This is a genomic window from Pseudochryseolinea flava, from assembly GCF_003286915.1.
GTDB classification, from domain to species: domain Bacteria; phylum Bacteroidota; class Bacteroidia; order Cytophagales; family Cyclobacteriaceae; genus Ohtaekwangia; species Ohtaekwangia flava.
In genome coordinates, this window is sequence record NZ_QMFY01000001.1 from 691238 (window position 1) to 715793 (window position 24556).

At 43.9% G+C, this 24556-nt stretch carries 26 protein-coding genes and 1 pseudogene; 19 read left to right on the top strand and 8 right to left on the bottom strand.

The genetic code is table 11. The features are described from left to right. Positions 1–216: 216 nt before the first annotated feature. Both DQQ10_RS03160 and prfA read right to left on the bottom strand, forming a co-directional pair. Positions 217–804, bottom strand: coding sequence for a LemA family protein (locus tag DQQ10_RS03160; protein ID WP_112745326.1), 588 nt, complete (start codon positions 802–804; stop codon positions 217–219). Positions 805–911: 107 nt separating this feature from the next. Next, positions 912–1988 (bottom strand): peptide chain release factor 1, encoded by a 1077-nt coding sequence (prfA, locus tag DQQ10_RS03165; RefSeq protein ID WP_112745327.1) that lies wholly within the window; start codon positions 1986–1988, stop codon positions 912–914. Between the two features lie 108 nt (positions 1989–2096). Between prfA and DQQ10_RS03170 the strand changes: the two genes are divergently transcribed. Beyond that, positions 2097–2597, top strand: a complete 501-nt coding sequence (locus DQQ10_RS03170; protein ID WP_112745328.1) for a hypothetical protein — start codon at positions 2097–2099, stop codon at positions 2595–2597. Here DQQ10_RS03170 and DQQ10_RS03175 read toward each other — a convergent pair whose 3' ends face one another. Then, positions 2598–2846 (bottom strand): Kazal-type serine protease inhibitor family protein, encoded by a 249-nt coding sequence (locus tag DQQ10_RS03175; RefSeq protein WP_245970248.1) that lies wholly within the window; start codon positions 2844–2846, stop codon positions 2598–2600. Positions 2847–2946: 100 nt separating this feature from the next. Here DQQ10_RS03175 and DQQ10_RS03180 point away from each other — a divergent pair, with 100 nt between their 5' ends. Beyond that, on the top strand, positions 2947–4533 hold the full coding sequence (locus DQQ10_RS03180; protein WP_112745329.1) for a M20/M25/M40 family metallo-hydrolase: 1587 nt from the start codon (positions 2947–2949) through the stop codon (positions 4531–4533). Between the two features lie 98 nt (positions 4534–4631). After that, complete coding sequence (locus DQQ10_RS03185) at positions 4632–5837, top strand: DUF763 domain-containing protein (protein WP_112745330.1); 1206 nt, start codon at positions 4632–4634, stop codon at positions 5835–5837. On the opposite strand, the gene DQQ10_RS03190 is transcribed toward DQQ10_RS03185, so the two are convergent. Together DQQ10_RS03190 and DQQ10_RS03195 are read right to left on the bottom strand one after the other, a co-directional pair. Continuing rightward, on the bottom strand, positions 5829–6419 hold the full coding sequence (locus tag DQQ10_RS03190) for a DNA-3-methyladenine glycosylase I (RefSeq protein WP_112745331.1): 591 nt from the start codon (positions 6417–6419) through the stop codon (positions 5829–5831). The two genes, DQQ10_RS03185 and DQQ10_RS03190, sit on opposite strands and share 9 nt — an antisense overlap. Before the next feature lie 4 nt (positions 6420–6423). After that, complete coding sequence (locus DQQ10_RS03195) at positions 6424–6876, bottom strand: GNAT family N-acetyltransferase (RefSeq protein WP_112745332.1); 453 nt, start codon at positions 6874–6876, stop codon at positions 6424–6426. 153 nt (positions 6877–7029) lie between these two features. On the opposite strand from DQQ10_RS03195, the gene DQQ10_RS03200 reads away from it, so the two are divergent. The 7 genes from DQQ10_RS03200 (at position 7030) to DQQ10_RS03230 (ending at position 12145) form a co-directional block, all read left to right on the top strand. Beyond that, positions 7030–7356, top strand: a complete 327-nt coding sequence (locus DQQ10_RS03200; protein WP_112745333.1) for a hypothetical protein — start codon at positions 7030–7032, stop codon at positions 7354–7356. Positions 7357–7375: 19 nt separating this feature from the next. Further along, a complete protein-coding gene (locus DQQ10_RS03205) occupies positions 7376–8053 on the top strand; it encodes a hypothetical protein (protein WP_112745334.1) in 678 nt (225 codons plus the stop codon). A 68-nt stretch (positions 8054–8121) separates the two neighbouring features. Beyond that, the gene (locus tag DQQ10_RS03210; protein WP_112745335.1) at positions 8122–8916 is read left to right on the top strand and encodes a sensor histidine kinase; all 795 of its coding nucleotides are present in this window, start codon (positions 8122–8124) and stop codon (positions 8914–8916) included. After that, positions 8903–9559, top strand: a complete 657-nt coding sequence (locus DQQ10_RS03215) for a response regulator transcription factor (RefSeq protein ID WP_112745336.1) — start codon at positions 8903–8905, stop codon at positions 9557–9559. The genes DQQ10_RS03210 and DQQ10_RS03215 overlap by 14 nt, the downstream gene beginning before the upstream one ends. A gap of 228 nt (positions 9560–9787) precedes the next feature. After that, positions 9788–10189: a response regulator gene (locus tag DQQ10_RS03220; protein WP_165823779.1), complete on the top strand. Its 402-nt coding sequence runs from the start codon at positions 9788–9790 to the stop codon at positions 10187–10189. Between the two features lie 229 nt (positions 10190–10418). Then, a complete protein-coding gene (locus DQQ10_RS03225) occupies positions 10419–10868 on the top strand; it encodes a nuclear transport factor 2 family protein (RefSeq protein ID WP_133259516.1) in 450 nt (149 codons plus the stop codon). Between the two features lie 35 nt (positions 10869–10903). Beyond that, positions 10904–12145 (top strand): BaiN/RdsA family NAD(P)/FAD-dependent oxidoreductase, encoded by a 1242-nt coding sequence (locus tag DQQ10_RS03230; RefSeq protein ID WP_112745339.1) that lies wholly within the window; start codon positions 10904–10906, stop codon positions 12143–12145. A gap of 48 nt (positions 12146–12193) precedes the next feature. On the opposite strand, the gene DQQ10_RS03235 is transcribed toward DQQ10_RS03230, so the two are convergent. Next, positions 12194–12988 carry a DUF4382 domain-containing protein gene (locus DQQ10_RS03235; RefSeq protein WP_112745340.1) on the bottom strand — a complete coding sequence of 265 codons (795 nt, stop codon included), beginning with the start codon at positions 12986–12988 and terminating at the stop codon, positions 12194–12196. A gap of 167 nt (positions 12989–13155) precedes the next feature. Here DQQ10_RS03235 and fumC point away from each other — a divergent pair, with 167 nt between their 5' ends. The 6 genes and pseudogenes from fumC (at position 13156) to DQQ10_RS03265 (ending at position 20254) form a co-directional block, all read left to right on the top strand. Next, positions 13156–14550 carry a class II fumarate hydratase gene (fumC, locus tag DQQ10_RS03240; RefSeq protein WP_112745341.1) on the top strand — a complete coding sequence of 465 codons (1395 nt, stop codon included), beginning with the start codon at positions 13156–13158 and terminating at the stop codon, positions 14548–14550. 69 nt (positions 14551–14619) lie between these two features. Next, positions 14620–15261 (top strand): coiled-coil domain-containing protein, encoded by a 642-nt coding sequence (locus DQQ10_RS03245; RefSeq protein ID WP_112745342.1) that lies wholly within the window; start codon positions 14620–14622, stop codon positions 15259–15261. 119 nt (positions 15262–15380) lie between these two features. Beyond that, positions 15381–16163, top strand: coding sequence for a hypothetical protein (locus DQQ10_RS03250; protein ID WP_165823780.1), 783 nt, complete (start codon positions 15381–15383; stop codon positions 16161–16163). Between the two features lie 5 nt (positions 16164–16168). Next, entirely contained in the window at positions 16169–17869 is a 1701-nt protein-coding gene (gene recJ / locus DQQ10_RS03255; protein WP_112745344.1) for a single-stranded-DNA-specific exonuclease RecJ, read from the top strand. A gap of 1 nt (position 17870) precedes the next feature. Beyond that, positions 17871–18593, top strand: a pseudogene (lptB, locus tag DQQ10_RS03260) (LPS export ABC transporter ATP-binding protein); the annotation flags it as partial. Positions 18594–18733: 140 nt separating this feature from the next. Next, on the top strand, positions 18734–20254 hold the full coding sequence (locus DQQ10_RS03265; RefSeq protein WP_112745346.1) for a GH3 auxin-responsive promoter family protein: 1521 nt from the start codon (positions 18734–18736) through the stop codon (positions 20252–20254). Positions 20255–20291: 37 nt separating this feature from the next. On the opposite strand, the gene DQQ10_RS03270 is transcribed toward DQQ10_RS03265, so the two are convergent. Then, on the bottom strand, positions 20292–21197 hold the full coding sequence (locus tag DQQ10_RS03270; protein ID WP_112745347.1) for a DUF6263 family protein: 906 nt from the start codon (positions 21195–21197) through the stop codon (positions 20292–20294). Positions 21198–21255: 58 nt separating this feature from the next. Further along, on the bottom strand, positions 21256–21864 hold the full coding sequence (locus tag DQQ10_RS03275; protein ID WP_112745348.1) for a DUF2179 domain-containing protein: 609 nt from the start codon (positions 21862–21864) through the stop codon (positions 21256–21258). Positions 21865–22015: 151 nt separating this feature from the next. On the opposite strand from DQQ10_RS03275, the gene DQQ10_RS03280 reads away from it, so the two are divergent. The 3 genes from DQQ10_RS03280 to DQQ10_RS03290 are packed head-to-tail and all read left to right on the top strand — an operon-like array spanning position 22016 to position 24481. Next, on the top strand, positions 22016–22681 hold the full coding sequence (locus DQQ10_RS03280) for a TPM domain-containing protein (RefSeq protein WP_112745349.1): 666 nt from the start codon (positions 22016–22018) through the stop codon (positions 22679–22681). Between the two features lie 26 nt (positions 22682–22707). Next, positions 22708–23478 carry a TPM domain-containing protein gene (locus DQQ10_RS03285; protein ID WP_112745350.1) on the top strand — a complete coding sequence of 257 codons (771 nt, stop codon included), beginning with the start codon at positions 22708–22710 and terminating at the stop codon, positions 23476–23478. 31 nt (positions 23479–23509) lie between these two features. Continuing rightward, a complete protein-coding gene (locus DQQ10_RS03290) occupies positions 23510–24481 on the top strand; it encodes a TPM domain-containing protein (protein WP_112745351.1) in 972 nt (323 codons plus the stop codon). Positions 24482–24556: the final 75 nt, after the last annotated feature.

The following is a 24556-nucleotide window of genomic DNA, read 5'->3' on the forward strand; positions in this document are numbered from 1 at the left end:
GAAGTGAAGGATGCGCGGTGGCTTACGCATACGTTAATCATTTAATCTCACAATATCTGTCGGGTATCGGGAGCGTTAATGGCCTGCACTTGTCAGCGTTCTTTGAGACCATCATATAGCAAACCTGACACTATACGCTCCAATAAAAAAGCCCCAGCTTTGTCGCTAGGGCTCCTCTCTAATTTGCAAGCAGAGAGGTTTGAAAGTCCTTTATTACTATTTACCGCTGAAATCAACTGATGGAGCATCTTGCGCTGATTCAGAAGCTTCAAAGCCTTTACGTATGCTGAAGTCTTCACCTCCGCCGAAAAGCCCCAACGCGAAGCGTTTAAAAAAGCCTCTTACGTATGTGTTGTATACTTGAACGGTTTCATTATAACGCTGACGAGATACGTTAATTCGATTTTCAGTCCCCTCAAGTTGATGTTGTAGATCTTGGAAATTTTCTGTTGAACGAATCTGTGGATAAGCTTCGAACGCGAGATTGATTGCTGTATTAATTTTTCTTCCTGCAAGTTCTAGATCTTCAGGCGTTTGTGCATTAACGATGCCGGCTCTTGCTTGTGTTACCTGTACCAAAATTGACTTCTCATTCTCTGCAGCTCCTTTTACAGTAGCCACTAGGTTTGGAACTAAATCCGCCCGGCGTTGATATGCTGCTTGCACATCGGCCCAGCTTGCTTTTACAGACTCCTGTTCGGCCACAGCTTTGTCATATACGCCGGCACCCCACATGAAGAATATCACTCCAGAAAGAACGATTACGCCAACAAAAACGAGGACTGCAATTAATCCTTTACTCATATAAAATTGTTTTTTTAAGGTTTCCGATTATGAATCCAATATAGTGCCGATGATTGAAACATGACGTTTCGTTAGTCTCGACCAGGCAATATAACGGATTTGTTAGCCTATCGCGTTGCCCCTTCTGTCATTCTTTCTGCACTGTCAGCTATTCGCAGTTGCTCAATAAAATCATCTAATTCGCCATTCATTACAGATGGCAAATTATATACAGTATAACCAACCCGATGGTCTGTTACGCGGCTCTGTGGATAATTATAAGTTCTTATTTTCTCCGACCTATCACCGCTTCGTACTAACGATCTCCTTGCAGCGCCTATCTCCTTTTCCTGCTTTTCAACCTCCATTTCATAGAGTTTGGTTTTAAGCATTTTCAATGCGCGCTCGCGGTTTCCGTGCTGTGAACGTTCTACCTGACAGGTGATCACAATCCCCGTAGGTTTGTGCGTCATTTGAACTTTGGTTTCAACTTTGTTTACGTTCTGTCCACCAGCGCCGCTAGAGCGAGCCGTTTGAACTTCAAGATCCGCTGGATTAATGACAACTTCTTCTACATCTTCAACTTCAGGAAGTGCAACAACTGATGCTGCTGACGTGTGAACCCGTCCTTGTTGTTCCGTTGCCGGAACACGTTGAACACGATGAACCCCTGATTCAAATTTCAGCAATCCATACGCACCATCGCCAGTAATGCTACTGATAACTTCCTTATAACCTCCCGCTGTTCCTTCTGTAACGTCAAGTACAGTGAGCTTTAAGCCGCGGCGATCACAAAAGCGCTGATACATCCTCCAAAGATCGCCGGCAAAAATCGCAGCCTCATCTCCCCCGGTGCCTGCCCTGATTTCGAGCATCACGTTTTTATCGTCATTAGGGTCTTTCGGAATGAGAAGCTCTTTCAGCTCAGCTTCAAGCTGCTCGATGATCGGACCAAGGTCGTCGATCTCCATCTTCGCCAGCTCACGAAGTTCCGGGTCCTTCTCCTTTTCAAGAACCTCCTTCGCATGTTTCAGATTGCTCGTTGCATCTAGAAATTGATTGTATTTCACCACAACCTTTTCAAGATCTTTATATTCCTTACTGAGTTGAGAAAATTTCTTCATGTCGCTTACCGTATCAGGTTGCGCCAACAATTGTCCTACTTCCTCAAATCGAAGTTTAATTTCCTCTAGTTTTTCGATCATATACTTACCTACCTAATCTGGCAAAGTTAACGAATTGGTTCGAGTTATTTCCGGCATGCATATTTTTACCCACACGAAAATAGAATCAAAAACACCATATTTGCGGTCATGAGATACTTGGTATTAAGCGCACTTATCGTTGTGTCTGCTTGTGGACGACTTTCCGACGACGAAAGGAAAAAGCTCCGTGATGGCATGGAGCAGAATAAAATTGTAAAAGTTACTGACGATGAAATTGTGACAACGGCGCTGGACGAAGGAAGACTTGTTTTTCAGCTGCTAGAAAAGGCAAGATTCTCTTCACGTGCCATTGACTCCCTGTCGCGTGTGAAGGGCGTGCGAATTCATTGGACAAAACCAGGTGACAAAAATACCGAGGCTGTAGAACAACAATTGATTGACGCTTATGTAAGCGCGATGGTAACAGGCGATCTTCAAGACAACATTCAAAAATTGTATTTAAAGGAAGACCCAGCACAATTCGACTCGTTGGTGTATTCAAAACCGGTAGTTACACGCCAGGCCGATGGTGTAGAAAATCTGGAAGGCATGTGGAACGTTTACATCGCGCGAAAGAATGTTGTGATCAAGGCGAGTAGTAAAAATTAATTATGGGCAAGAGCCCGGTGTCCAAGTCAGAATTCCGGCAGCTTCAGCGTAACAATCGTTTTGATAGGTTTTACCATTGCATCCACAGACAGGATCGATAACTTCCGGGCAGGGCGATACTTTCGGCGTTCCAAGACACGAGTCTTTCTTGTCGTTATTATCATTTTCGCAAGCGACGGAAAACAGCATCACGAAGAAAAATATCTTGATAACTCGCATCATTAAATCTACGACTTTCAAGTCAGCCATCCATCTGCCGCTTTTTCGGCTAACACCAAAAAATTAAATAAGCGGTAATGCATCATTACCACGCGCAATTAATTTTGAACATTAACCTAAATCTTCCAACATGAAAAATCTCTTGTTTGGGATAGCATCTGCTATTTTCATTACGCCGCTTGCCTCGGACGCTCAGTCTATCGAAAAAGTCGATACGGCAACGATCTCTAAAATCAAAAACGAAGGAAACAACCGGTCTCAAGTGATGAGTATCTTGAGTATGCTCACAGACATCCATGGACCACGCTTAACGAATTCTCCGGGGTACAAAAGGGCAGCTGACTACGCGAAAAGCACACTGGAAGGTTGGGGTGCTCAGAATGTACACTTTGACGTTTGGGATGAAGATTTTGGTCGTGGGTGGCAATTGAAGAAATTCAGCTTAAGTGCGCTAGGCCCGGTGTATTTTCCATTGATTGCTCATCCGAAGGCGTGGAGCCCTGGTATTAAAGGAACGGTTCAAGCGGATGCAATATATCTCGACATTAAGAAGGAAGAGGATCTTCAACAATACAAAGGAAAACTGAAGGGAAAAATCGTGATGTTCAGTTTGCCTACGCCTGTGAAGCCGGGGTTCAAACCCGATGCAACACGACTCACGGACTCGACGCTATTGGTGATGGCCAACAGCGGTGCGGATGAAAACTTCGGTGGACGTCGTTTTACAGCACCATCCGAGCCACAACGGTTGGCCTACCTGAAATGGCAATTGTGCGAACAAGAAGGCGCCATTGCCGTTATTGAAGCTAGTCCCGCTGTTCGTTTAGAAGATGGTACGCTCATCGTAAGCGGTGCAACCGTACCTTATCCGGCTGACGCGCCGTTTGAAGGTCGACTTAACTCGCGAGATGCAAAAGCGCCTAAAATTCTTCCACAGATTGTTGTAGCCGCTGAACACTACAATAGACTGGTGCGTCAAATTCAAAACGGTCAGCGCGTAAAACTTGAGCTTGCTTTGGAAACAGAGTTTACGCCATCAGCACCCGGGTATAATGTTATCGCAGAAATTCCTGGAACGGACCTCAAGGATGAAATCGTTATGATTGGCGCTCACTTGGATTCGTGGCACGGAGGAACGGGTTCAACAGACAATGGATGTGGATCTGCAGTAATGTTAGAAGCCATTCGTATTCTAAAGTCTCTAGGTGTTAGCCCTCGCCGTACCATTCGCATTGCGTTGTGGGGCGGAGAAGAGCAAGGGTTATTGGGCTCGCGTAATTACGTGAAAAGAATTCTCGGACAACGCCTCGATAAAAGCTATCCATATGATTCTATCCAGCTTAAGCCTGCAGCACAAAAATTTTCGATCTACCTCAACATGGATAATGGATCTGGAAAATACCGTGGTGTTTATCTGCAGGGAAATCAGAATATCGCGCCTGTTTTCAGAGCCTGGCTAAAACCATTCGAAAAACAAGGCATCTCGACGCTTACACTACGAAACACGTCAGGCACAGATCACCTTTCGTTCGATGCCATTGGATTGCCAGGCTTTCAGTTCATCCAAGATCCGATTGAATACGGAACCCGCACGCATCACACAACAATGGATGTTTGGGATAAAGCGGTGGAATCAGACCTAAAACACAATGCAATTATAACGGCTGCATTTGCTTGGCTTGCCGCGAATCGTGACGGTTTAGCACCACGTAAGTAGTGGTTTTGAATTTTTCTTAGAAAGACCCTTCTATAACGGAAGGGTTTTTTATTTTTCGAACCTTACAGCACCGTAATCAGTTCAATATTTAACTGAGTATGTCCAAAACAAATTACGCGGATCTTCCACTACATTATGGCCACATACCACCTTGGCTTGCGGAGCGTATGACGTTGCTTGGAGGAGCAATGACGGAAGCCATCGTTATTGAATTTGGCGTGTCCGAGATGCTGAAAAGATTAAGCGATCCTCTGTGGTTTCAAGCTTTCGGTTGTGTGATGGGTATGGATTGGCATTCGTCAGGAATTACGACATCGGTGATGGGTGCGCTAAAAAGAGCCATCAATCCAAAGTCGCATGAACTTGGCATTTACATCTGCGGCGGGCGCGGAAAACATTCTCTTCAGACACCCAATGAATTGATGAAGGTTGCGGCCACGACCGGGCTTGATGGCAACGCTTTGGTGACATCAAGTAAACTTACGGCAAAGGTCGACAACACGGCCATTCAAGATGGCTTTCAATTATACCTCCACAACTTCGTCGTTACAAAGGATGGTGAATGGACCGTCGTTCAGCAGGGACTAAATGATACGAGCGGAATGGCACGTCGATACCATTGGCATTCGAAGCAATTTCAGTCGTACCTCAATTCGCCACACGCTGGCGTTACGGGCATCAATCAAGGTTTAATTCTAAATCTTTCAGACAGCAACGCATCGGCTACACGCTCAGGCATTCTCTCAATCACCAAAGAATCTCCGGATAAAATGCTTGGCGAAATCCGAAAAATTCTTCTTCCAAAGCATCACGAAGTTCGTGCAAGTGATGTCAATATGAAAAGACTCGGCGCTGTTCTAACATTGGCACACGAAAATCCCATTGACAATTTTGAATCTCTTCTCCTGCTGCAAGGCGTCGGACCAAGGACGATACAGTCTTTGACACTGGTGAGCGAAGTCATTCATGGAACGCCTTCACGTTTTACTGACCCAGCGCGATTTTCCTTTGCTCATGGTGGCAAAGATGGTCACCCTTTCCCTGTGCCTTTAAAAATTTATGACCAAACCATTGAAACACTCAAGAGTGCAGTCGAGAAAGCGAAGCTTGGTGACAACGACAAACTGAATGCAATTAAAAAATTATCGCAGCTGGCATTGCAAGTGGAAAAAGAATTTGAACCGAAGGATTTTTTGGAAACCGTTATAAAAAAGGAACGAGACGAATCTTACCAACATGGTGGCCAGACCGTTTTCGGGAAAGCGCGTCCTCCAAAACAAAATGAACAGCTTAAATTATTTTGATTTCGTTTGCACTGGTTTGTAACGCCAACAATCTACCAAGTGGTCATTCACCAGTCCACAAGCCTGCATATGTGCATACATCACTGTGCTGCCAACAAATTTAAATCCGCGTTTAATAAGGTCTTTGCTCAACGCATCTGATTCGGGTGTTGTCGCAGGGATTTCACTGAGTGATTTACGTTTATTGATAATGGTTTTGCCGCCCACGAATGACCAAATGTATTTATCGAAGCTTCCGAATTCCTTCTGGACTTCTAGAAATCGTTTTGCGTTGTTCACAGCCGCATAAACTTTTAGTCTATTCCGAATGATGCCAGGATCGAGAAGTGCTTTTTCGAGTTTAACATCAGTGAACTTAGCCACTTTCGTTGCATCGAAATCTGCAAACACCTTTCTATATCCTTCCCGTTTCTTCAAAATGGTTGACCAGCTCAAGCCAGCTTGTGCTCCCTCCAGAATTAAGAATTCAAAATGAACACGGTCATCGTGCACGGGTTTACCCCACTCCTCATCGTGATAACGGATATAGTCGTCAAACTTTAGGCACCAACCACAACGTATTTTTTCTTTTAGTTTGGCCATGCGCTTATTTATTCATCCATTCGAAAACTGTGTAATGATCACCATCCATACCCATCGCCCGATAAACGTGCATAGCCCGTGCGTTGGACTTATCAACGTAAAGGCGAAGGCCAATCACTGATGGATCGGCATTTATTTGCGCCAAAACATGTTCGTACATCACACGGAACACCCCTTTACCACGATGAGATTCAATCACATACACAGACTGTAACCACCAGACCATTCCATTGCGCCAGTCTGACCACTCAAACGTAATGAGATAACATGCGATCACTTGTTGATTCTCAAGTGCAACGTAGTAGACGCCTTTATGCTCATCATTGAGCAGTGCTTTCAGACCGGCAGAGAGTTTAGCTTCGTCAAGGGAAATACCTTCGGATTCTAAGGCCAGTTGAACCTGAAATTTTTGAAGGGTCGGTAAGTCATCGCGTGTAGCTTGTCGGATCTCAATCATATGTCAAGAACATGGTACGGTAAATCTACCGAAAAGGCAATTGGGAAGAATAAAAAAGTGAAGCGGTGTTATAAGCTTGGCATAGACCGCTCAAAAATTCTTAATTTTTTTTCAATACTTTAATGCCATGTTTAACTAAAACCTCAAAACATCATGTCGAAGTACAAATTCACTAAGAACGTTGGCGGACCTATCGATCAAAACAAAGCGAAGCAATGGATTAAGAAATATGGTGACAAGCACCCTGGAAACGTTCATGCTTATTTCTTCGGAACTGACATCATCCAAACAATTATCTCTCACCCCGAAGCAGTTGGTATGCGCGTATATTTCTCTTATGGCGATGAAGACAAATTGCAAATGGTACTCATTGGCGCCCGTGAAGACGGTTCGAACATCTGGCCAGAAGATGCTGGTAAAGATGCTGCCGCAGCTGGAACGGTAGCAGATATGGGACTACCTTGCCCTCCGTATTGTTAAACTATTCATACCTCGTACCGTGACCATAGAACAATTCGTTAAAATCGTTTTTGTTCAAAGTGCCCTATCGGCGTTAATCGCATTGGTATGTTTTTATCGTTACCGCGATAGAGACCTTTCGATCAAGCTGATAGGGTTTACTTTCCTTTTTGGAAGCGTCATCAATTTGACGCCGCTGATGTTAGTCCAATTCAAGGTGAGTGGATTTAACAATCTTCCGCCGATCATTTTCATTATATACTATTTCACTTTGGTAACCTTGCTTTATCGAGAGCAGTTCCAAAGCAAACGCATGTACTGGATAATACTGATCGGGGTATTTATTCTTGCGGTCATCATCAATTCAATCTTCTTTCAAAAACGCGATATTAATTCTTTCTCATATATCATATTGTCGGTCACAATATTGATTTATACGATAGCATTCTTTTATAAGCTGATGGAAGAACTTCCTACCAAGCATATCCATCAACTACCGATGTTCTGGATCAACTCAGGACTTTTGTTCTATCATGCTGGATCATTTTTTCTTTTTGCATTTACCGACTATATCGTTCGCGTTTTAAAAAATGATCTGATGATTTATTGGACGTTTCATAACATTCTAAATATTCTTGAGCATTCAATTATTCTGCTTGGCATATATTATGATGTCAAGCATCTGCCTCCGCGTACGAACAAACACATTGTCAGCTAAAGCACACATTTAAACTTTTATTTTTCTTCAATTCAATAAAATCCAGTCACCTTTTCTATTTTCGGATAATGGAGCAGGGTGTCTCTAATTTTGCGTTGATTTTTTCAATCGCCACAGTAGGCATGCTGCTCTTGGCTGGCGCAATTGTGCTGTTTGTTGTATTCTATCAAAAGAAAATGATACAAGAACAACTTAAACGTCAGCAATTAGAGCTTGATTATCAGCAGAAAATGATGGAGGCAGCACTTGAGTCGCAAGAAAATGAGAGACGACGGGTGGCTGCCGATCTACATGATAGCATTGGTGCGATGCTCTCGACTATCCGCGTCGGCATTACTACGGTCGCAAAACAGATTAACGATCCTCAACGTCTCGACCTTTCCAAACAGATGCTCGATGATACGATCACTTCGGTAAGAAGGATTAGTCGAGACTTGATGCCCTCAACATTAGAAAAATTCGGTTTCGCACAGGCCGTTAAAGAGATGTGCGAACGATTTCAGGCGACAACAACACTTCCGATGAATTGGCACGAACACGGGGAAATAAAGCCAATGGCAAAGAGTCGCGAGTTAATGTTGTTTCGCGTTGTGCAGGAGTTAATAAACAATGCTATAAAACATTCTCAAGCCACTGAGATAAATATTGATGCGTGGGGGGAAGAGGAAATTATCTTGTCGGTAGAAGACAACGGCATTGGATTCGATCCAGAAGCGTTTAAAAATTCGAACGAATCCGGTCGAGGCCTCGGGCTGTATAATATTGAAAATAGAACGCGATTACTAGGTGCAAAAATTGAGTTTGAACGAAATAGAAAGCAGGGCAGCAAAACGACCCTTTACGTCCCTTATGAAAAAGTATAAAGTCTATATCGCCGATGACCATACCCTCTTTCGTAAGGCCATGGTTAACCTTCTCCGCAGTTTCGATCGCGTAGTCGAAGTGAAAGATGCAGAAAACGGAAAAGAGCTCCTCACGCTTATTAAGTATGAAGAACCTGATGTTGCAATCGTTGATCTTCAAATGCCAATAATGGATGGCGCTGAGACATGTGAGCAGATCATTCGCCGAAATCCGAACGTTAAGATCATCATTTTAACCATGACCATGCATGACAGTGCGAAGTATATCCTTCACATGATGGAGCTCGGCGTTCATGCGTTCCTATTAAAAAACACAGAACCGGATGAGCTAGAGAAAGCGATCTATGCTGTAGTAGAAAAAGATTTCTATCACAACGATCTAGTCGCCGCTGTTCTTCGCAAAAATGTAACTGAAAAAAGATCTGGCCAGCGGCCCATGTTTCGTCAGGCCGAACTAACGGAACGGGAAAAGGAAATTCTCGCTCTGATTTGTCGTGAACTCACAATTCGGGAAATTGGCCAACGATTGTCTCTAAGTGAGAATACCGTGCGAAACCATCGTGTTAACATTATGGAAAAAGTTGGTGTTAATAATACGGTCGGCCTGGTTAAATTTGCCTATGAGGCCGGCATTGTCAATTAAATTCGTAAATCAGGGCATAGTATAATTGTACTAATTTTATAGTACTTTTTTACTAAGTACATCACTCAAAAGAGCCATTATCTAGCTATCCTTCAAGATGTTTTGTATCCACCACCTGATTATGCAGGTCGGTTTAGACAAACATCCGTCAACGAGATTCCCTTTTATTAACGAACTTTCATAAAAGGTTCAGGAAAAAAAATGTTTAACACTACGGTTCAAAACGTAATGAAAATTCTTGTTGTTCACAGGCAGAAAGAAACCGTTAGCCAAGTACAGTCAGTGCTTAGCGGAAGCAACCCTGTTGTGCTTCACACCGAATCTGGTTTGGATGGGCTCCTAACCTCGCGAATCGAACATTTCGATCTAATTATCTGCGGCACTGACCTGCCTGTTGTTACTGGTTTTGAACTCGTACGTTCTATTAGAACACATTCCGTTAATCGCAACACACCCGTTATCTTCATCGCCGATCAAGTTGACGAGAAAACACAACACCTTGGCAATGCCCTTGGTGTTGCCGGAATGCTTGCTGTAAAAGATGTTGACCATCATTTAGCAGAAATTGTCAGCGAGCGCGTTAAACCTGAATCTGATTGGAACGACCTACTTTCAGGAAAACTGAACTAGGTGTCGCCATCTTGCTACTCAAAGAAACATTAATTCGTTAGTTGGTAGATCATTGATGATCCTCTCGACCGGGCTTTCGCCCGGCGACCGAGGGGTTTTTGATCAACTGTGTCGTTTGGTTGTAGATAGTTGTTATTGAGCCTGTTTTCTCAACGGTTTATTCTCGTTGGCGTATACATCCAAGGCTAGACAACTAGAAAAAAAACTAACCATCAAACTTATCTTCGTCATGAAGCAAACAATCATTCCCTTCTTACTCCTGCTTTGTTCTCTTGCTGTTCAATCTTATGCACAACAACAATCAAGTGATGAGGCTGCTATCAAGCAGGTAATACAATCGGCATACATCGATGGGATTCAAAACGGCGGAAGTAGCGAGGTGATAAGAAGCGGGTTTCATCCTTCTTTTAACATGCTACGTTTCACCGACAACGACATAAAGCCATACGCTATTGAAGATTGGATCGCAGCCATCGAAAAGCGAAAAAAAGAAAATGCTACCGTGCCGCCTCCCGCGGTAGGAAACTTCGTCAGCGTCGATATTACGGGCACGGCTGCCGTGGTTAAACTCGAGCTATTCCGTGAAAACAAAAAGACGTTCACAGATTACCTGGTGCTCTATAAGTTCACCGATGGATGGAAAATTGTCAGTAAAACGTTCTACCGACATCCCAACTAATTGCGCGTCATCCATCGCTTATGTTACTTTGATGGATGAATCGATTTGACTTGGTCGTAATTGGCGGTGGCGCAGCGGGATTTTATGGTGCGATTCAAGCTGCCGAGATGCGGCCAGGTTTAAGAATTCTCATTCTTGAAAAAACAAATAAGGTTCTTTCGAAAGTACGTGTCTCTGGTGGAGGTCGTTGTAACGTTACGCATCATTGCTTCAAGCCGATTGAATTGTCGCACCATTACCCCCGCGGTGAAAAACAACTTCAATCCATTTTTAAAACGTACCATGCGGCACATGTTGTAGACTGGTTCTCCTCAAAAGGTGTCGAACTAAAAGTTGAAGAAGATGGACGCATGTTTCCCGTAACCGATAGTTCGGAAACCATTATCGATTGTTTCATCACCGCGGCCCATAATCATAAAATAAAAATTAATGTTAGTGAGGCGGTAATTGCCTTATCGCATGACGACTCGGGATTTACAATTGAAACTGCTTCCAGGCAATCGTATCGGGCGCGTCACGTATTGATCGCCCTTGGCGGAAGCCCAAAGGCAGACGCGTACGAGATCATTGCTTCTTTGGGACATAACGTCGTGCCATCCATTCCGTCGCTGTTTACTTTTAATGATTCTGAAAAGAGCTTTCAAGACCTGATGGGCATCTCCGTCCCAGATGCAGAGGTAAAAATCGTGGGCTCAAAGTTTGTTCAACGAGGGCCACTTTTAATTACCCATTGGGGATTAAGTGGACCTGCTGTGATCAAATTGTCAGCTTGGGCCGCCACATACCTCCATGAAAAAAAATACGAATTCAGTGTCCTCGTAAGTTGGGTTGGGCCCATCAAAGAAGATGACCTGCGTGCGCAGCTTCAGTCTTATCAAAAGAATCACGGAAAACAACGCGTTGTCGGAAATCCGCTTTTCAAACTTCCTTCTCGTCTATGGGAAAAGTTGTGTTCGCGTTCAGGTGTTGAGGAGGCCAGGATTTGGGCCGAGTTACCGTTGAAGAATATAAACCGGCTTTTAGAAAATTTAATGCGTTGTGATTTTTCCATTAAGGGAAAAACAACTTTCAAGGATGAGTTCGTTACTTGTGGTGGTGTAGACTTGTCGGAAATTGATTGTAAGACAATGGAGAGCAAAAAAATTCCGCGCTTACATTTTGCAGGTGAAGTTTTAAATGTTGATGGTGAAACGGGGGGCTTCAATTTTCAGAATGCCTGGAGCACAGCCTTCATTGCGGCCAGATCTATTACAGGAGTACAAAGTGAACATACTTAAAAGAGAAGAAAGCCAGGCCGAGCCCAGCCTTCTCTTCCTTTTTAAAGTTTATTGTGGCAAAGTGATAGTGCCTAGGTCAGTAACATTCCCCAACGTTACAACCACACCATTTTTCTGCGTCGGCGCGTAGTTACTGTTCGGAACGACGCTCACAACATAAGTATCGGCAGGCAATCCTCTTAACAAGAATGCACCGTTGGCATCAGCAAATGACGTTGCCAATGTATCGTCACCTACTATTGCATACACGGCAGGTGTCGACTCTTTGGGTGAAACCAGGCCTTTAATTGCGCCGTCCTGTGCCTCGGTAATGGTTCTTATCACCGGTTTCAGTTTGTACGTTTCATTGCCCATTAGTACTATAGAGCGCGCAACGTCGAAATCAAGCAAGATCTTATACGTCACGCCAGCGTTCAGCGTCTCGTGAATTTGAAGTTTTAACCCCGATTGCTGGGCGCTAGGCGTACCAAGATCAAATGTTTTGCCCGAGACTTTGATGCTATTCTCTGAACCCAGTACAAGTCGAATTTGCGAAATTTTTCCAGCTGGTATTTCGACCTCGCCAAGTAGCGTATCCAACCCATTGGTGAGTTGAAGAAGATCATACACGCCCTCGCGAATGTCGAGTGATTGCCAGCCTTTTTCATCGGCTGTTTCGCTTGTGTGAACTTCCACCCCCTGAATGTCAATATATACCGCCTCATAATCCCCTGGCGCATCAGTCAGCCAGACCTGTACTTTTGCATTCTTATCATCGTCTGTCTCACAAGCGAAAAAAAAGAGCGTGGATAATGTTGCGATACAGATGACGGTAGCGATTTTTTGAAATGTTCTTCTAATCATAATTAGTTTTAGTTCTTACACCCATTGATGCGAAAATTGTTCGCCGCGTGACTTCCTGAATTCGTATTTCTGGATAAATCGCTTTTATTGGCGACGAATCTTACCATGAAAAAGGAGACGTGAAAACCGGTCTTTTTCTATTTTTGCGGACAAACTTTTATTCAATTATGAGCTATCGCATAGAAAAGGACACTATGGGGGAAGTAAAGGTTCCTTCAGACAAGTATTGGGGCGCGCAAACAGAGCGCTCACGCAATAATTTCAAGATCGGACCTGAAGCCAGCATGCCAAAAGAAATTATCTACGCTTTTGCTTATTTGAAAAAAGCGGCTGCGATGGCGAATCAAGAGCTTGGCGTTCTTTCTGCGGAAAAGAAAGATCTTATCGCAAAAGCATGCGATGAAATACTGACCGGTAAACTAGACGGTGAGTTTCCATTGGTGATCTGGCAGACTGGATCGGGCACCCAAAGCAACATGAATGTTAACGAAGTAATTGCTTATCGTGCACATGTTATGCAGGGTGGACAACTGGCTGATGAAAAGAAAGTTTTGCATCCCAATGACGATGTCAACAAATCTCAATCATCCAACGATACATTTCCGACAGCGATGCACATCGCTGCTTACAAACAGGTCGTGGAGGTCACCATCCCTGGTATGAAGAAACTTCGTGACACGCTGCATAAGAAAGCTGAGTCATACAAGAATATTGTAAAAACTGGACGGACCCATTTCATGGATGCTACGCCACTCACGTTAGGCCAAGAGTTTTCAGGTTACGTTCAGCAGATCGACAACAGCATACGAGCAATTAATAATGCATTGGAAGTTGTTCGTGAACTCGCCTTAGGTGGCACCGCCGTTGGAACAGGACTCAATGCGCCAAAAGGGTACGATGTGTTGGTTGCAAAAAAAATTGCTGAGCTCACAGGTTATCCATTCATCACGGCTCCAAACAAATTCGAAGCGTTGGCAGCTCACGATGCAATGGTGGAGCTATCGGGCGCTTTAAAACGCGCAGCGGTAGCCTTCATGAAAATCGCTAACGACATTCGGATGTTAAGTTCAGGCCCACGGAGTGGTATTGGCGAGATCATCATTCCAGATAATGAACCTGGATCATCGATCATGCCGGGCAAAGTCAATCCAACACAACCTGAAGCATTAACAATGGTTTGTGCGCAAGTGATCGGAAACGATGTGGCCGTGTCTATCGGTGGTGCTACTGGGCATTTTGAATTGAATGTATTCAAGCCAGTAATCGCCGCCAATGTACTTCAATCGGCAAGGCTAATTGGTGATGCCTGCGTATCATTCAATGATAAATGTGCAGAAGGCATTGAGCCGAACAATGAAGTAATCAAGAAACACATGGAGAATTCCCTCATGTTGGTGACTGCATTGAACACTCATATTGGGTACGAGAACGCTGCGAAGATTGCTAAGAAGGCGCACAAGGAAAACAAAACGCTTCGTGAAGCTGCCGTTGAACTTGGACTCCTTACATCGGCACAATTTGACGAGTGGGTGAAACCAGAAAAGATGGTGGGAAGTCTTTAGAAATATTGGCTTTTGCCTTTTTATAAATTTTATTCGTACTTTTAATAATTGATAATTAATATTTAAGCCATGAAATACAGACTACTCGTAATTTTTTGTCTGGCTTGCATTTTTTCAGCTTCACAAAGTTTTGCTCAACTCTCCAAACAAGAAAAGAAGGAGTGGAAAAAGAAAGCCAAGGAGTTTTCGAAGAATCCTGCCAACCTGAAACAACTTACTGAGGACAAACAAGCTGCCGATAATCAGGTTGCTTCATTGAATCAGAAAGTGACATCAATGCAAAGCACGATCAGCGATAAGGATGCAAAGATCGCCGAATTAGAAGACCAGCTTTCGAAGAGCCAAGGCCAGCTTACTGCAGCGAAAGCAGAAATTGCTCAGCTTAAAGAGGCACCTGTAATCAACCCGATGGATTTCTCAAAGGGTATTGTATTCAAAGTTCAAGTTGGTGCTTTCAAGAATAAAGATCTTGCAAAGTATTTTGATAACAATCCAAACTTTGGTGGAGAAGTTAAAGAAGGTGAGCCTCAAAAAATCACAATCGGAATTTTCCGTGATTATTGGGAAGCTGATACCTTCAAAAAGTATATGCGTGAAATGGGCGTGAAAGATGCCTGGATAGTTCCTTATCGTGATGGACAGCGCGTAGAAATAAAAGATGTTCTTGAAGGCGTAATTAGTGACAAGCCAGCAACGGAAAGCGCAAACTGATTTTCCTGACAAATTCAAATAAAGGCAATGCGCGAGCGTTGCCTTTATTGCTTTGTATAGGGCTAATGGTAATTTTACAGTTCTTTTCAAATACGCCTTTACTCCGTTAACTTAGAGAAATGATCCGTTCACTCCTGATATCCATATTTTTTTTGCTGCCAACGCTTTTGGTTGCTCAAATACGGATGTCAAAACTCGTGATCAAATCAAAAGAGTCGTTTGACCTGGGCCAGTCGGATATCCTTGTGGCAGACACCTTAATCATGATGGATTCTTCTACGCTTATTCTCAACAAGCTAAAGAAAGAAAATTTCGTACGCGCGCAGGTTGTCATTTTCGGAAATCACTGCACAATTGATGGACGTGGCATTGACGGAAAGCCGGGGCGCGATGGTGTTCCTGGTGTGACGCCCATTGGACCTTGCCAAAGCGGTACGCCTGGACGCAACGCTTCAAAAGGCCTTGATGGCACCTCCGGAATTAATTTATTCCTGTATATTGAACAAGTGTCAATAAAAGGTCAATTAATCATCAACTTATCGGGAGGAAATGGCGGCCGTGGTGGTCAAGGTGGTCAAGGTGGCAGTGGAAGTCCTGGTACGGTACATTGCAAAGGTGGGGATGGCGCCAATGGTGGCAATGCCGGACAAGGCGGCAACGGTGCAAATGGTGGCACGTTGACATTGAGTAGTAAAAAACATCCCAACATCCAGGAATGGGTGGGAAGTAAAATTATAGTGAAGAATGCCGGTGGTGTCGCCGGCAAAAGTGGTCGCGCCGGGTATCATGGATCTGCTGGTCTTGGTCCGTCACGCAAAAATGGTAAAGATGGTCAGCCTGGTATTGATAGTATAAGTGGCCTCGCTGGAAATAAGGGTACTATCAATTTCGAATCGAACTAATTTCAATGGACAAACGCTGGCTCCGAAAGGAAATCCCTTCACAGGATTTAGTTGAAAAGCTTTCAAAAGCCATCAACATTAATTTCTGTTTGTCAGCCATTTTGTTGCAACGTGGTGTCGACGAATTTGACACAGCAAGAAACTTCTTTCGACCCTCTCTCCAACATTTGCACGATCCTTTCCTGATGAAGGATATGGACAAAGCTATCGAACGCATCACCCTAGCGCTTGAGAAAAAAGAAAACATTCTCATTTACGGCGACTATGATGTGGATGGAACAACGGCAGTATCACTTGTCTACAGCTACTTCAAAACATTTTATCCTCATTGCGAATTATATATTCCCGATCGATACGCAGAAGGATACGGTGTTTCACTTACCGGGATAGAATGGGCGGAGCAAAATGATTACTCATTAATAATCGCACTTGACTGTGGGATTAAATCGTCGGAACTCGTTCAGATCGCCAAGCGCAAGGGTATCGATTTTATCATTTGTGACCATCACTTACCTGACGATTATATTCCGGAAGCAGTGGCCGTTTTGGATCCCAAGCGGAAAGATTGCAACTATCCCTACAAAGAATTAAGCGGCTGTGGTATTGGATTCAAACTCATACAAGCCTATGCACTACGTCACCGCGATGTTTCAGCAACATACGAATATCTCGATCTCGTCGCGGTAAGTATTGCATCCGACATTGTACCCATCACAGGCGAAAATAGAGTACTTGCACACTTCGGGCTAAAAAAACTAAATGAGAATCCCTTACCCGGATTAAGGGCGCTGAAAGAAATCGCGGCCATAAAAAACGATCTAGACATTTCCGGCATCGTCTTTACACTTGGTCCACGTATCAATGCTGCTGGACGCGTCGCACATGGAAAGGCTGCTGTAGAACTATTAATTGCCAGTACCGAAAAGGATGCATTAGACCTCGCCGAGAAAATCAACTTGAAAAACGAAATACGCAAACAATTTGACAGCGATATCACTGAGGAGGCGATTGCGATGATTGAAGGTGATGAATCAAGGCGAACAGCGAAATCCACAGTTCTTTTTAAGAATACATGGCATAAGGGTGTAATTGGCATAGTTGCTGCTCGGTGTGTCGAGAAATACTATCGCCCAACTGTGATTCTTACTGAGTCAAATAATAAAATAACAGGATCCGCACGAAGTGTGAATGGCTTTGATCTCTATAATGCCATTCTCGAATGTAGCGACCTGCTTGAAAAATTTGGTGGCCATAAATACGCCGCCGGACTCACACTTGATATTAGCAACCTAGCGCAATTTCAACAAAAGTTTGAGCAGGTTGTGTCTTCTACGATCACCTCTGATATGCTCACACCCGTGATCGATATTGATATGCCCTTACACTTCGATTTCATCACGCCAAAGTTTGTCAATGTACTTCGGCAGATGGCGCCGTTCGGTCCCGAAAATCCGCGACCGGTGTTTGAAGCCAATCGGGTATATGTTTTTAATTCGCTCTCGTCGTTCAAGGACAAACATGTTCGTTTTCTAGCTGCACAGGAAGGATCAGACAACGTTTTCCAAGTTGTGGGTTTTGATGCCGTAGAGCACTATGACCGTTTGTCGAGACGTGACCCTTTTAAAATGGCATTTACTGTTGAAGAAAATACTTTCAACGGAACAACGTCTGTACAACTAAGAATCAAAGACATCAAATTTCTCTGACATGGTTTTACGCGCCGAAAATCTCATTAAAAAATACAAGACACGAACTGTTGTCAACAATGTTTCTGTAAAAGTAGAAACGGGTGAGATCGTAGGACTACTGGGTCCAAACGGTGCTGGTAAAACAACCACGTTTTACATGACGGTTGGGCTTATTAAACCAAATGAGGGACACATTTTCCTCGACAACGAAGACATCACCATGCTCCCGATGTACCAACGCGCCCGTCGTGGCGTCGGATACTTAGCTCAGGAGGCTTCCGTCTTTAGAAAACTTACCGTTGAAGAAAACATCATGTCCGTACTTGAAATGAGAGACATGACAGCTGCGCAGCGCAAAGAAAAAGTTGACGAACTCATCAATGAATTCAGTCTTCACAAAGTGAGAAAGAACATCGGCATGTCGTTATCGGGTGGTGAACGGCGGAGAACAGAAATCGCAAGGGCACTCGCCGTCGACCCTAAATTTGTACTTCTAGATGAACCTTTCGCGGGTGTGGATCCGATAGCCGTGGAAGAAATCCAAACCATCGTTGCTAAACTTAAAAACAAAAACATTGGCATCTTAATTACAGATCACAATGTGGATGAGACTTTGTCCATCACCGATCGTGCATATTTGATGGTTGACGGTAAATTGTTTAAGTCTGGAACGGCAGAAGAACTCGCAAATGACCCACAGGTTAGAAAAGTATATCTTGGACAGAACTTCGAACTTAGGAGAGCAAAGGTCACTTTTGAGAATAAGCGTGACGATAACCGCCAAGAAATTACGGGACTTGATGCCAACGACGGCTTCTGATAATTCTCTTTCAGCACCCCAATTCGAGCAACTTTATTATTTTTGAAATTACCGCAAACCGAATGGGGCTGATTAATTCCATATTGACCTGGGTGATGAAGCAACGCATTCATCAGATAGAGCTTTTCATTAAGTATCCAGATGAAGTGCAAGATGAGCTGTTCCGGAAACTTGTTTACGATGCACGTTTCACTGAATTCGGCCAGCGCTTTAACTATTCAAGCATCACGTCTTACGAAGATTATCGAAACCGCGTACCCGTTCACACATACGAAAATCTTTATCCTTACATTCAACGGTTGATGCGCGGCGAGCAAAATCTGCTGTGGCCAACGGAGATCAAGTGGTTTTCAAAGTCTTCCGGCACAACAAACGCGAGCAGCAAATTTATACCGGTATCCCAGGAGGCATTAGAGGATTGCCACTTCAAAGGTGGAAAAGATCTCCTGTCAATCTATGTTAACAATTTCCCTGATACTACCGTTTTTGACGGAAAAGGACTTGCTGTCGGTGGTAGTCATCAGATAAATGAATTCGATCCGAGTGCGTCTTCCTATTATGGCGACGTGTCGGCGGTAATCATGAAGAACCTTCCCCATTGGGCGCAGTTCATACGAACACCAAGTTTGGAAACTGCTCTCATGGGAAATTGGGAAGAGAAAATCGAGAAGATGGCGGCAGAAACAGCGGCTGTTAATGTTACCAATATCGCCGGCGTTCCCACGTGGACAGTATTGCTTATCCAAAAAATAATGGAGCTTCAAGGAAAGCCCATTACTGAAATTTGGCCAAACCTCGAAGTATTCTTCCATGGGGCTGTTGCTTTTGCACCATATCGCGCACTTTTTAAATCGCTCATTCCTTCGGACAAGATGCGGTATTGGGAGACCTATAACGCAAGTGAAGGTTTCTTTGGGATACAAGACCAGAAAGATTCAGAAGAATTACTCTTGATGTTAGACTATGGTATTTTCTACGAGTTCATTCCGGTGGAAGAGTTGGAGAATGAAAATCCAAAAGCCCTACGTCTTGATGAGGTTCAACTCGAAAAAAATTACGCGATGGTAATCACAACCAATGCTGGGCTGTGGCGCTACAACATCGGCGATACAGTTAAGTTCACCTCCAGAAACCCTTATCGAATTAAAATTTCTGGCCGAACCAAGCATTTCATCAATGCATTTGGTGAAGAAGTGATCGTAGAAAATGCAGAGCGCGCCATTACTCAAGCTTGTGAAGAAACCGGCGCTGTAATCGATAACTTTACAGCTGCGCCTGTCTATCTAGCCGAAGGGAAGAAAGGTAGACACGAGTGGATCATTGAATTTAAAGTAGAGCCCTCAAACCTGGAAACCTTCTCGAAAGTTTTGGACCATACGCTTCGATCCGTAAACTCCGACTATGATGCGAAGAGAAAGCATGACATGGCACTAATCGAGCCCATCGTTCATGTTGTTGAAGAAGGCACGTTTTACAATTGGATGAAGCGGAGAGGAAAACTTGGTGGACAAAACAAAGTCCCGCGTCTGTCCAATTCGCGCGACTATGTAGATGACATCCTTAAAATGATGGCGGAAGTATAAAAAAAGACCGGGATCACCCGGTCTTTTTTATTGATTGTTATTGCTTCACAGCCTGATCGTACTCGATGGTCATCTCAGTCGGCACATCCATATCTTCCGGAAGTTGTCCTCCCGCTAGGATCTTGATATTGCCTTTCAATTCTGAAACGCTTTTCAATTCAGATGGCCAGCCTGTATCAAGATTAGCTTTGCTTTTCACGGCCATTCTTCCTGTGATGTCTGACGTAGCTTTAAAACCGTTTGCATTAAACTGTTTGTCCTTCGGTGTGGTGAGTGTACCATCACCATCTATGGTTAACACCTTGCCGTCAATTTTAGTTAACGTTGATGTGATCTGAATATCATTAGGAAAGTTTACCAATGCTGCGTATGACGATTTCCAAGTTCCACCCGTCTCGACACCTACTGTTGGGTATTGAATAAAATATAATTGGAAGTAAGATGGTGCGGTAAATTGGTCGACAACCTGAGTAGCAGCAGCTTTCACGTTAGCATCTAAGGCAAGCGCTTCGATAGCAGCCTTAACTTTATCGACACCTTCAACTTTTTCGACAACCCCTAACGCACTAATGGTAAGCGTAAGCGGCGTTCCGGTCATTGCTTTCATCACTTTGTTGAACGGTGAGCCTTGATCACCTTCGCTATCAAGTGATACGTTGCCGATCATTGCTGATTTAATGTCAACAGTGAGTTTTGGAATAATCACTTCCAGTTTTGCGCCGGTAGATGTTTTCTCCAGGACCTTCACTGATAAACCACTCTTAACTTCAGTGTTCGTGTCCATGTCACCCATGCCTGGAATAGACTGTTTCATTGACTGCTTTACGTTTTGCGTCCACTCAACAGTAGAACCGACTTTAAAGTTATATCCGATTTTCGTTGGTTTCGGAAATGTGAACGCGGTGGCGATTAGAAACAATACGCCAAGTTTTAAAAATTTCATAAGCTCTTTTTTTAATAGGTAGTGAAGATGGTGACAAGATTACAACTATTCAAAAAAATCATCCTCCTTTAATTGTTCTCATCCAAGACGAAATACTCCAACGCGTAGTTTCTTGCACAACCGTTCCACTTTCACCAGCTCTGTTTACTTTTTCTACCGTATAGAATGCCGATGGTAGAATTTCTTTCAGCTTGACCAGCAAACTCTCAAGCCTTTCGCGTTCGAGCACGGTGAACACAAGGTTTTCATGGCCGTCAGGACCCACGGCATTTACATGGGTGTAGCGGAGTGACTCCGTTTTAAAATAGCTCAACAGTTCCGTTATTTCACGACGCGTGATAATTCTTACAATCACCTTTCCGTAAGCAATTCTTTCTTCTATAATCATGCCGACAAAAATTCCGCTTGCAAAGCCTGCCGGGTAGGCGATGTAGCAAATCCAGTTGTCCAGGTGTTCGAAAATTTGTCGGATTGCCATCAGCCAGATAAAAGATTCGAAGAAGCCCAAAAGCGTGGCCGTTAGTCGTCTGCCACCCAAGACGTAAATTATTCGGATTGTATTTATCGACACATCTCCGATGCGTGCAATGAATATCAAGAACGGTAGCAGCACATAACTAAAAATTGTTTCGTCCACGCCAAGCGTTTCTGTAAAGAATGTTTCCATGTAGAAATTTAACTAAAATCTCAACTTGAATTCCGTATGGAGCGTTCCATGTACAAGCATTTTTTACAATAACCCAGTAACGAACACGTCTGTAGACATGGTGTTTTTGAATCTTCGTTCCTTATCTTTGTTCAAAACCTGTAGATAAAATATGAGTGTTAAGAAACAATTTACTGACAGCGATCTCCAGCGCATAAAATCTGCTGTGAAGAATGCTGAAGATAAAATTTCAGGAGAAATTGTTCCCGTTATTGTCGATCGTAGCGGCATCTATTCCGTCGCGAATTATAAGTCCAGCCTCATGTTTGCCGCGCTGACTTTTGTTATCATGATTATTCTCGATCGCTATGTGATCGTCGACGCCGTGAATACTTTGTTTTACGATCCGGTGTTTGTTTTCATCATGGTCGTGTTGGGAGGTTTGTTAGGTTCCGTGATTCCGAATTTCATTTCGGGTTATAAGAGATTACTCATTAGCCAGGCTCAGTTCGATGTAGCAACACGTCAGCGTGCAGAAACAGCATTCTTGCAAGAAGAAGTTTTCAATACACGCCATCGTACAGGAATCATGATCTTTATTTCGTTTTTCGAGCACGAAGTAATCGTTATGTCTGACCGTGGTATTAGCAAAGTGGTAGAACAAAAACAGTGGGACAAAATCGTAGCCGATCTTATTGTAAGCATAAGAGATGGTAAAATGGTGGATGGTATCGAACACGCCGTGAAACGCTGTGGTGATCTCCTCCTCGAAAAAGGCTTCCATAAAACCGACGATGACGTCAATGAACTCAGAGATGATCTTCGAATAGACGGTTAATTAAACAATTCGCGCACCCACATCTCATGGCCAAGATCCATCCGCAGTTTTTAAAGTTTTTGCTCAGCATCAGCACGTTGCTTTTTATATTCATGAATGCTCCTGTATTGGCGCAGGTGAAGGTTCCTGCGCAGGACGGTCGCCATTGGGTTTACGACATGGCCAATGTATTGTCAGCGCAAGGCGCAGCCGAGATCGAAGCAATCTTAAAGGCAGAACGTGATTCAACGTCAAATCAAATTGCTGTTTTAATAGTCCCATCGCTTGAGGGCGAAGCGGAAGAGATGTTAGCCATGCGTGTGGCGAGAAAAGAGTGGAAGCTTGGTCAAGATAAAAAAGATAACGGTGTACTGTTGTTAATCGCCATTCAGGAAAGGCGAATCCGGATCGAAGTCGGCAAAGGACTTGAAGGTTCTCTAACAGATGTGGCCTCTAGCCGCATAAATCGCAATGAAATAAAACCATATCTGGGTCGCGGCGATTTTGATAATGGCGTAAAGGTTGGCGTGTTATCCATTATAAAAGCCATCAAAGGCGAGTATAAAAATGATGAACCACCGAAACGAAAGGGCAAAAAGAACTCCTCGCTTTTCACAATTCTGATCGTGCTTGCTATCATATTTCTGATTTCACGGCGTCGTGGTGGTGGCGGCGGTGGCTATTGGTCGTCGGGAGGAGGATGGATTGGTCCAATGGGTGGATTTGGATCCAGCGCTGGTTCGTGGGGTGATTCCGGCGGCGGTGATTTTGGCGGCGGTGGCGATTTTGGCGGTGGCGGTTCTAGCGATTCATGGTAACGATTAAGCAATTTTATATTTGAATTATAATATGACAGCATATACAAAAAGAATAGCAACTTACGCGAGCGCGCTTGCACTCCTGATGTTGACATTATTTCTTTTTGTCGAACGGGGATATTCACAGGAGCGCGGCACCCCTCAACGTTGGGATCATCGTGTAAAAGATGAAGCCGGTGTGCTCTCTGCCGATGCGCTGGCAACGCTTGAATCGATGCTTATCCAGCATGAAGATTCCACCTCTAATCAAATCGCTATCCTCATCATCAAATCACTTGATGGAAAGGTTCTTGAAGAATACTCCATGCAGGTAGCGCATGACGAACTCCAATTGGGAAGCAAGAAAAACGACAATGGTGTATTGTTGTTAATTGCCATTGACGATCACAAAATGCGTATCGAAGTCGGGAAAGGACTCGAGGGCGCACTGACAGATGCTTTAAGTAGTAGAATCATCAGAAACGAGATTGCGCCTTTCTTTCGGCAGGACAACTACGACGACGGTGTTATCGCCGGCACAACAGCGATCATCAAAGCCGTTCAAGGCGAATACACAGCAGAAGAAAGTGTGAATGAATCCCATGAACTAAGCTTGGCAGAAAAGATTGGGATTGGCGCATTTATTTTCGGCGTGTTGGGCATTTTCACGGTGGTGGCCTTGTTAATTCCTGACCGAACTGGCTGGTTTTTATATGCTTTTCTCATTCCTTTCTACGCAGTTTTTCCATGGGTTGTGTTGGGATTGGTCGGTGGAGGTATCCTTCTAACCATTTATCTAATTGCATTTCCAATTGCCCGCGTTCTGATTGGCAAAACCCAATGGGCAAAAAATTTTGCTTCTCAAAAACCAGGCTCACGTAGATCTGGAAGTAGCTGGTCTTCAGGCTCGGGGTGGTCTTCCGGCTCATCGAGTTCATCCTGGTCACGAGGATCCTCATCAGGTGGAGGCTTTTCTGGTGGCGGTGGTAGTTTTGGCGGTGGTGGAAGCAGCGGCTCTTGGTAGTTGTTGCGGAAATTATTCTTCCTTTCATTTCGCGCGGTTAATTCATAGTCCTATTTTTGGCACTTCAAAAAATCA

Excerpts from the sequence above, each read along its gene's own strand:
- DQQ10_RS03190 (WP_112745331.1), bottom strand. The coding sequence starts at position 6,419 with ATGGCCAAACTAAAAGAAAAAATACGTTGTGGTTGGTGCCTAAAGTTT.
- DQQ10_RS03285 (WP_112745350.1), top strand. The coding sequence starts at position 22,708 with ATGGCCAAGATCCATCCGCAGTTTTTAAAGTTTTTGCTCAGCATCAGC.
- DQQ10_RS03180 (WP_112745329.1), top strand. The coding sequence starts at position 2,947 with ATGAAAAATCTCTTGTTTGGGATAGCATCTGCTATTTTCATTACGCCG.
- recJ (WP_112745344.1), top strand. The coding sequence starts at position 16,169 with ATGGACAAACGCTGGCTCCGAAAGGAAATCCCTTCACAGGATTTAGTT.
- DQQ10_RS03265 (WP_112745346.1), top strand. The coding sequence starts at position 18,734 with ATGGGGCTGATTAATTCCATATTGACCTGGGTGATGAAGCAACGCATT.
- DQQ10_RS03185 (WP_112745330.1), top strand. The coding sequence starts at position 4,632 with ATGTCCAAAACAAATTACGCGGATCTTCCACTACATTATGGCCACATA.
- DQQ10_RS03230 (WP_112745339.1), top strand. The coding sequence starts at position 10,904 with ATGAATCGATTTGACTTGGTCGTAATTGGCGGTGGCGCAGCGGGATTT.
- DQQ10_RS03220 (WP_165823779.1), top strand. The coding sequence starts at position 9,788 with ATGAAAATTCTTGTTGTTCACAGGCAGAAAGAAACCGTTAGCCAAGTA.
- prfA (WP_112745327.1), bottom strand. The coding sequence starts at position 1,988 with ATGATCGAAAAACTAGAGGAAATTAAACTTCGATTTGAGGAAGTAGGA.
- DQQ10_RS03280 (WP_112745349.1), top strand. The coding sequence starts at position 22,016 with ATGAGTGTTAAGAAACAATTTACTGACAGCGATCTCCAGCGCATAAAA.
- DQQ10_RS03290 (WP_112745351.1), top strand. The coding sequence starts at position 23,510 with ATGACAGCATATACAAAAAGAATAGCAACTTACGCGAGCGCGCTTGCA.
- DQQ10_RS03245 (WP_112745342.1), top strand. The coding sequence starts at position 14,620 with ATGAAATACAGACTACTCGTAATTTTTTGTCTGGCTTGCATTTTTTCA.
- DQQ10_RS03235 (WP_112745340.1), bottom strand. The coding sequence starts at position 12,988 with ATGATTAGAAGAACATTTCAAAAAATCGCTACCGTCATCTGTATCGCA.
- DQQ10_RS03160 (WP_112745326.1), bottom strand. The coding sequence starts at position 804 with ATGAGTAAAGGATTAATTGCAGTCCTCGTTTTTGTTGGCGTAATCGTT.
- DQQ10_RS03225 (WP_133259516.1), top strand. The coding sequence starts at position 10,419 with ATGAAGCAAACAATCATTCCCTTCTTACTCCTGCTTTGTTCTCTTGCT.
- DQQ10_RS03210 (WP_112745335.1), top strand. The coding sequence starts at position 8,122 with ATGGAGCAGGGTGTCTCTAATTTTGCGTTGATTTTTTCAATCGCCACA.
- DQQ10_RS03195 (WP_112745332.1), bottom strand. The coding sequence starts at position 6,876 with ATGATTGAGATCCGACAAGCTACACGCGATGACTTACCGACCCTTCAA.
- DQQ10_RS03200 (WP_112745333.1), top strand. The coding sequence starts at position 7,030 with ATGTCGAAGTACAAATTCACTAAGAACGTTGGCGGACCTATCGATCAA.
- DQQ10_RS03170 (WP_112745328.1), top strand. The coding sequence starts at position 2,097 with ATGAGATACTTGGTATTAAGCGCACTTATCGTTGTGTCTGCTTGTGGA.
- DQQ10_RS03275 (WP_112745348.1), bottom strand. The coding sequence starts at position 21,864 with ATGGAAACATTCTTTACAGAAACGCTTGGCGTGGACGAAACAATTTTT.
- DQQ10_RS03250 (WP_165823780.1), top strand. The coding sequence starts at position 15,381 with ATGATCCGTTCACTCCTGATATCCATATTTTTTTTGCTGCCAACGCTT.
- DQQ10_RS03215 (WP_112745336.1), top strand. The coding sequence starts at position 8,903 with ATGAAAAAGTATAAAGTCTATATCGCCGATGACCATACCCTCTTTCGT.
- fumC (WP_112745341.1), top strand. The coding sequence starts at position 13,156 with ATGAGCTATCGCATAGAAAAGGACACTATGGGGGAAGTAAAGGTTCCT.
- DQQ10_RS03270 (WP_112745347.1), bottom strand. The coding sequence starts at position 21,197 with ATGAAATTTTTAAAACTTGGCGTATTGTTTCTAATCGCCACCGCGTTC.
- DQQ10_RS03175 (WP_245970248.1), bottom strand. The coding sequence starts at position 2,846 with ATGGCTGACTTGAAAGTCGTAGATTTAATGATGCGAGTTATCAAGATA.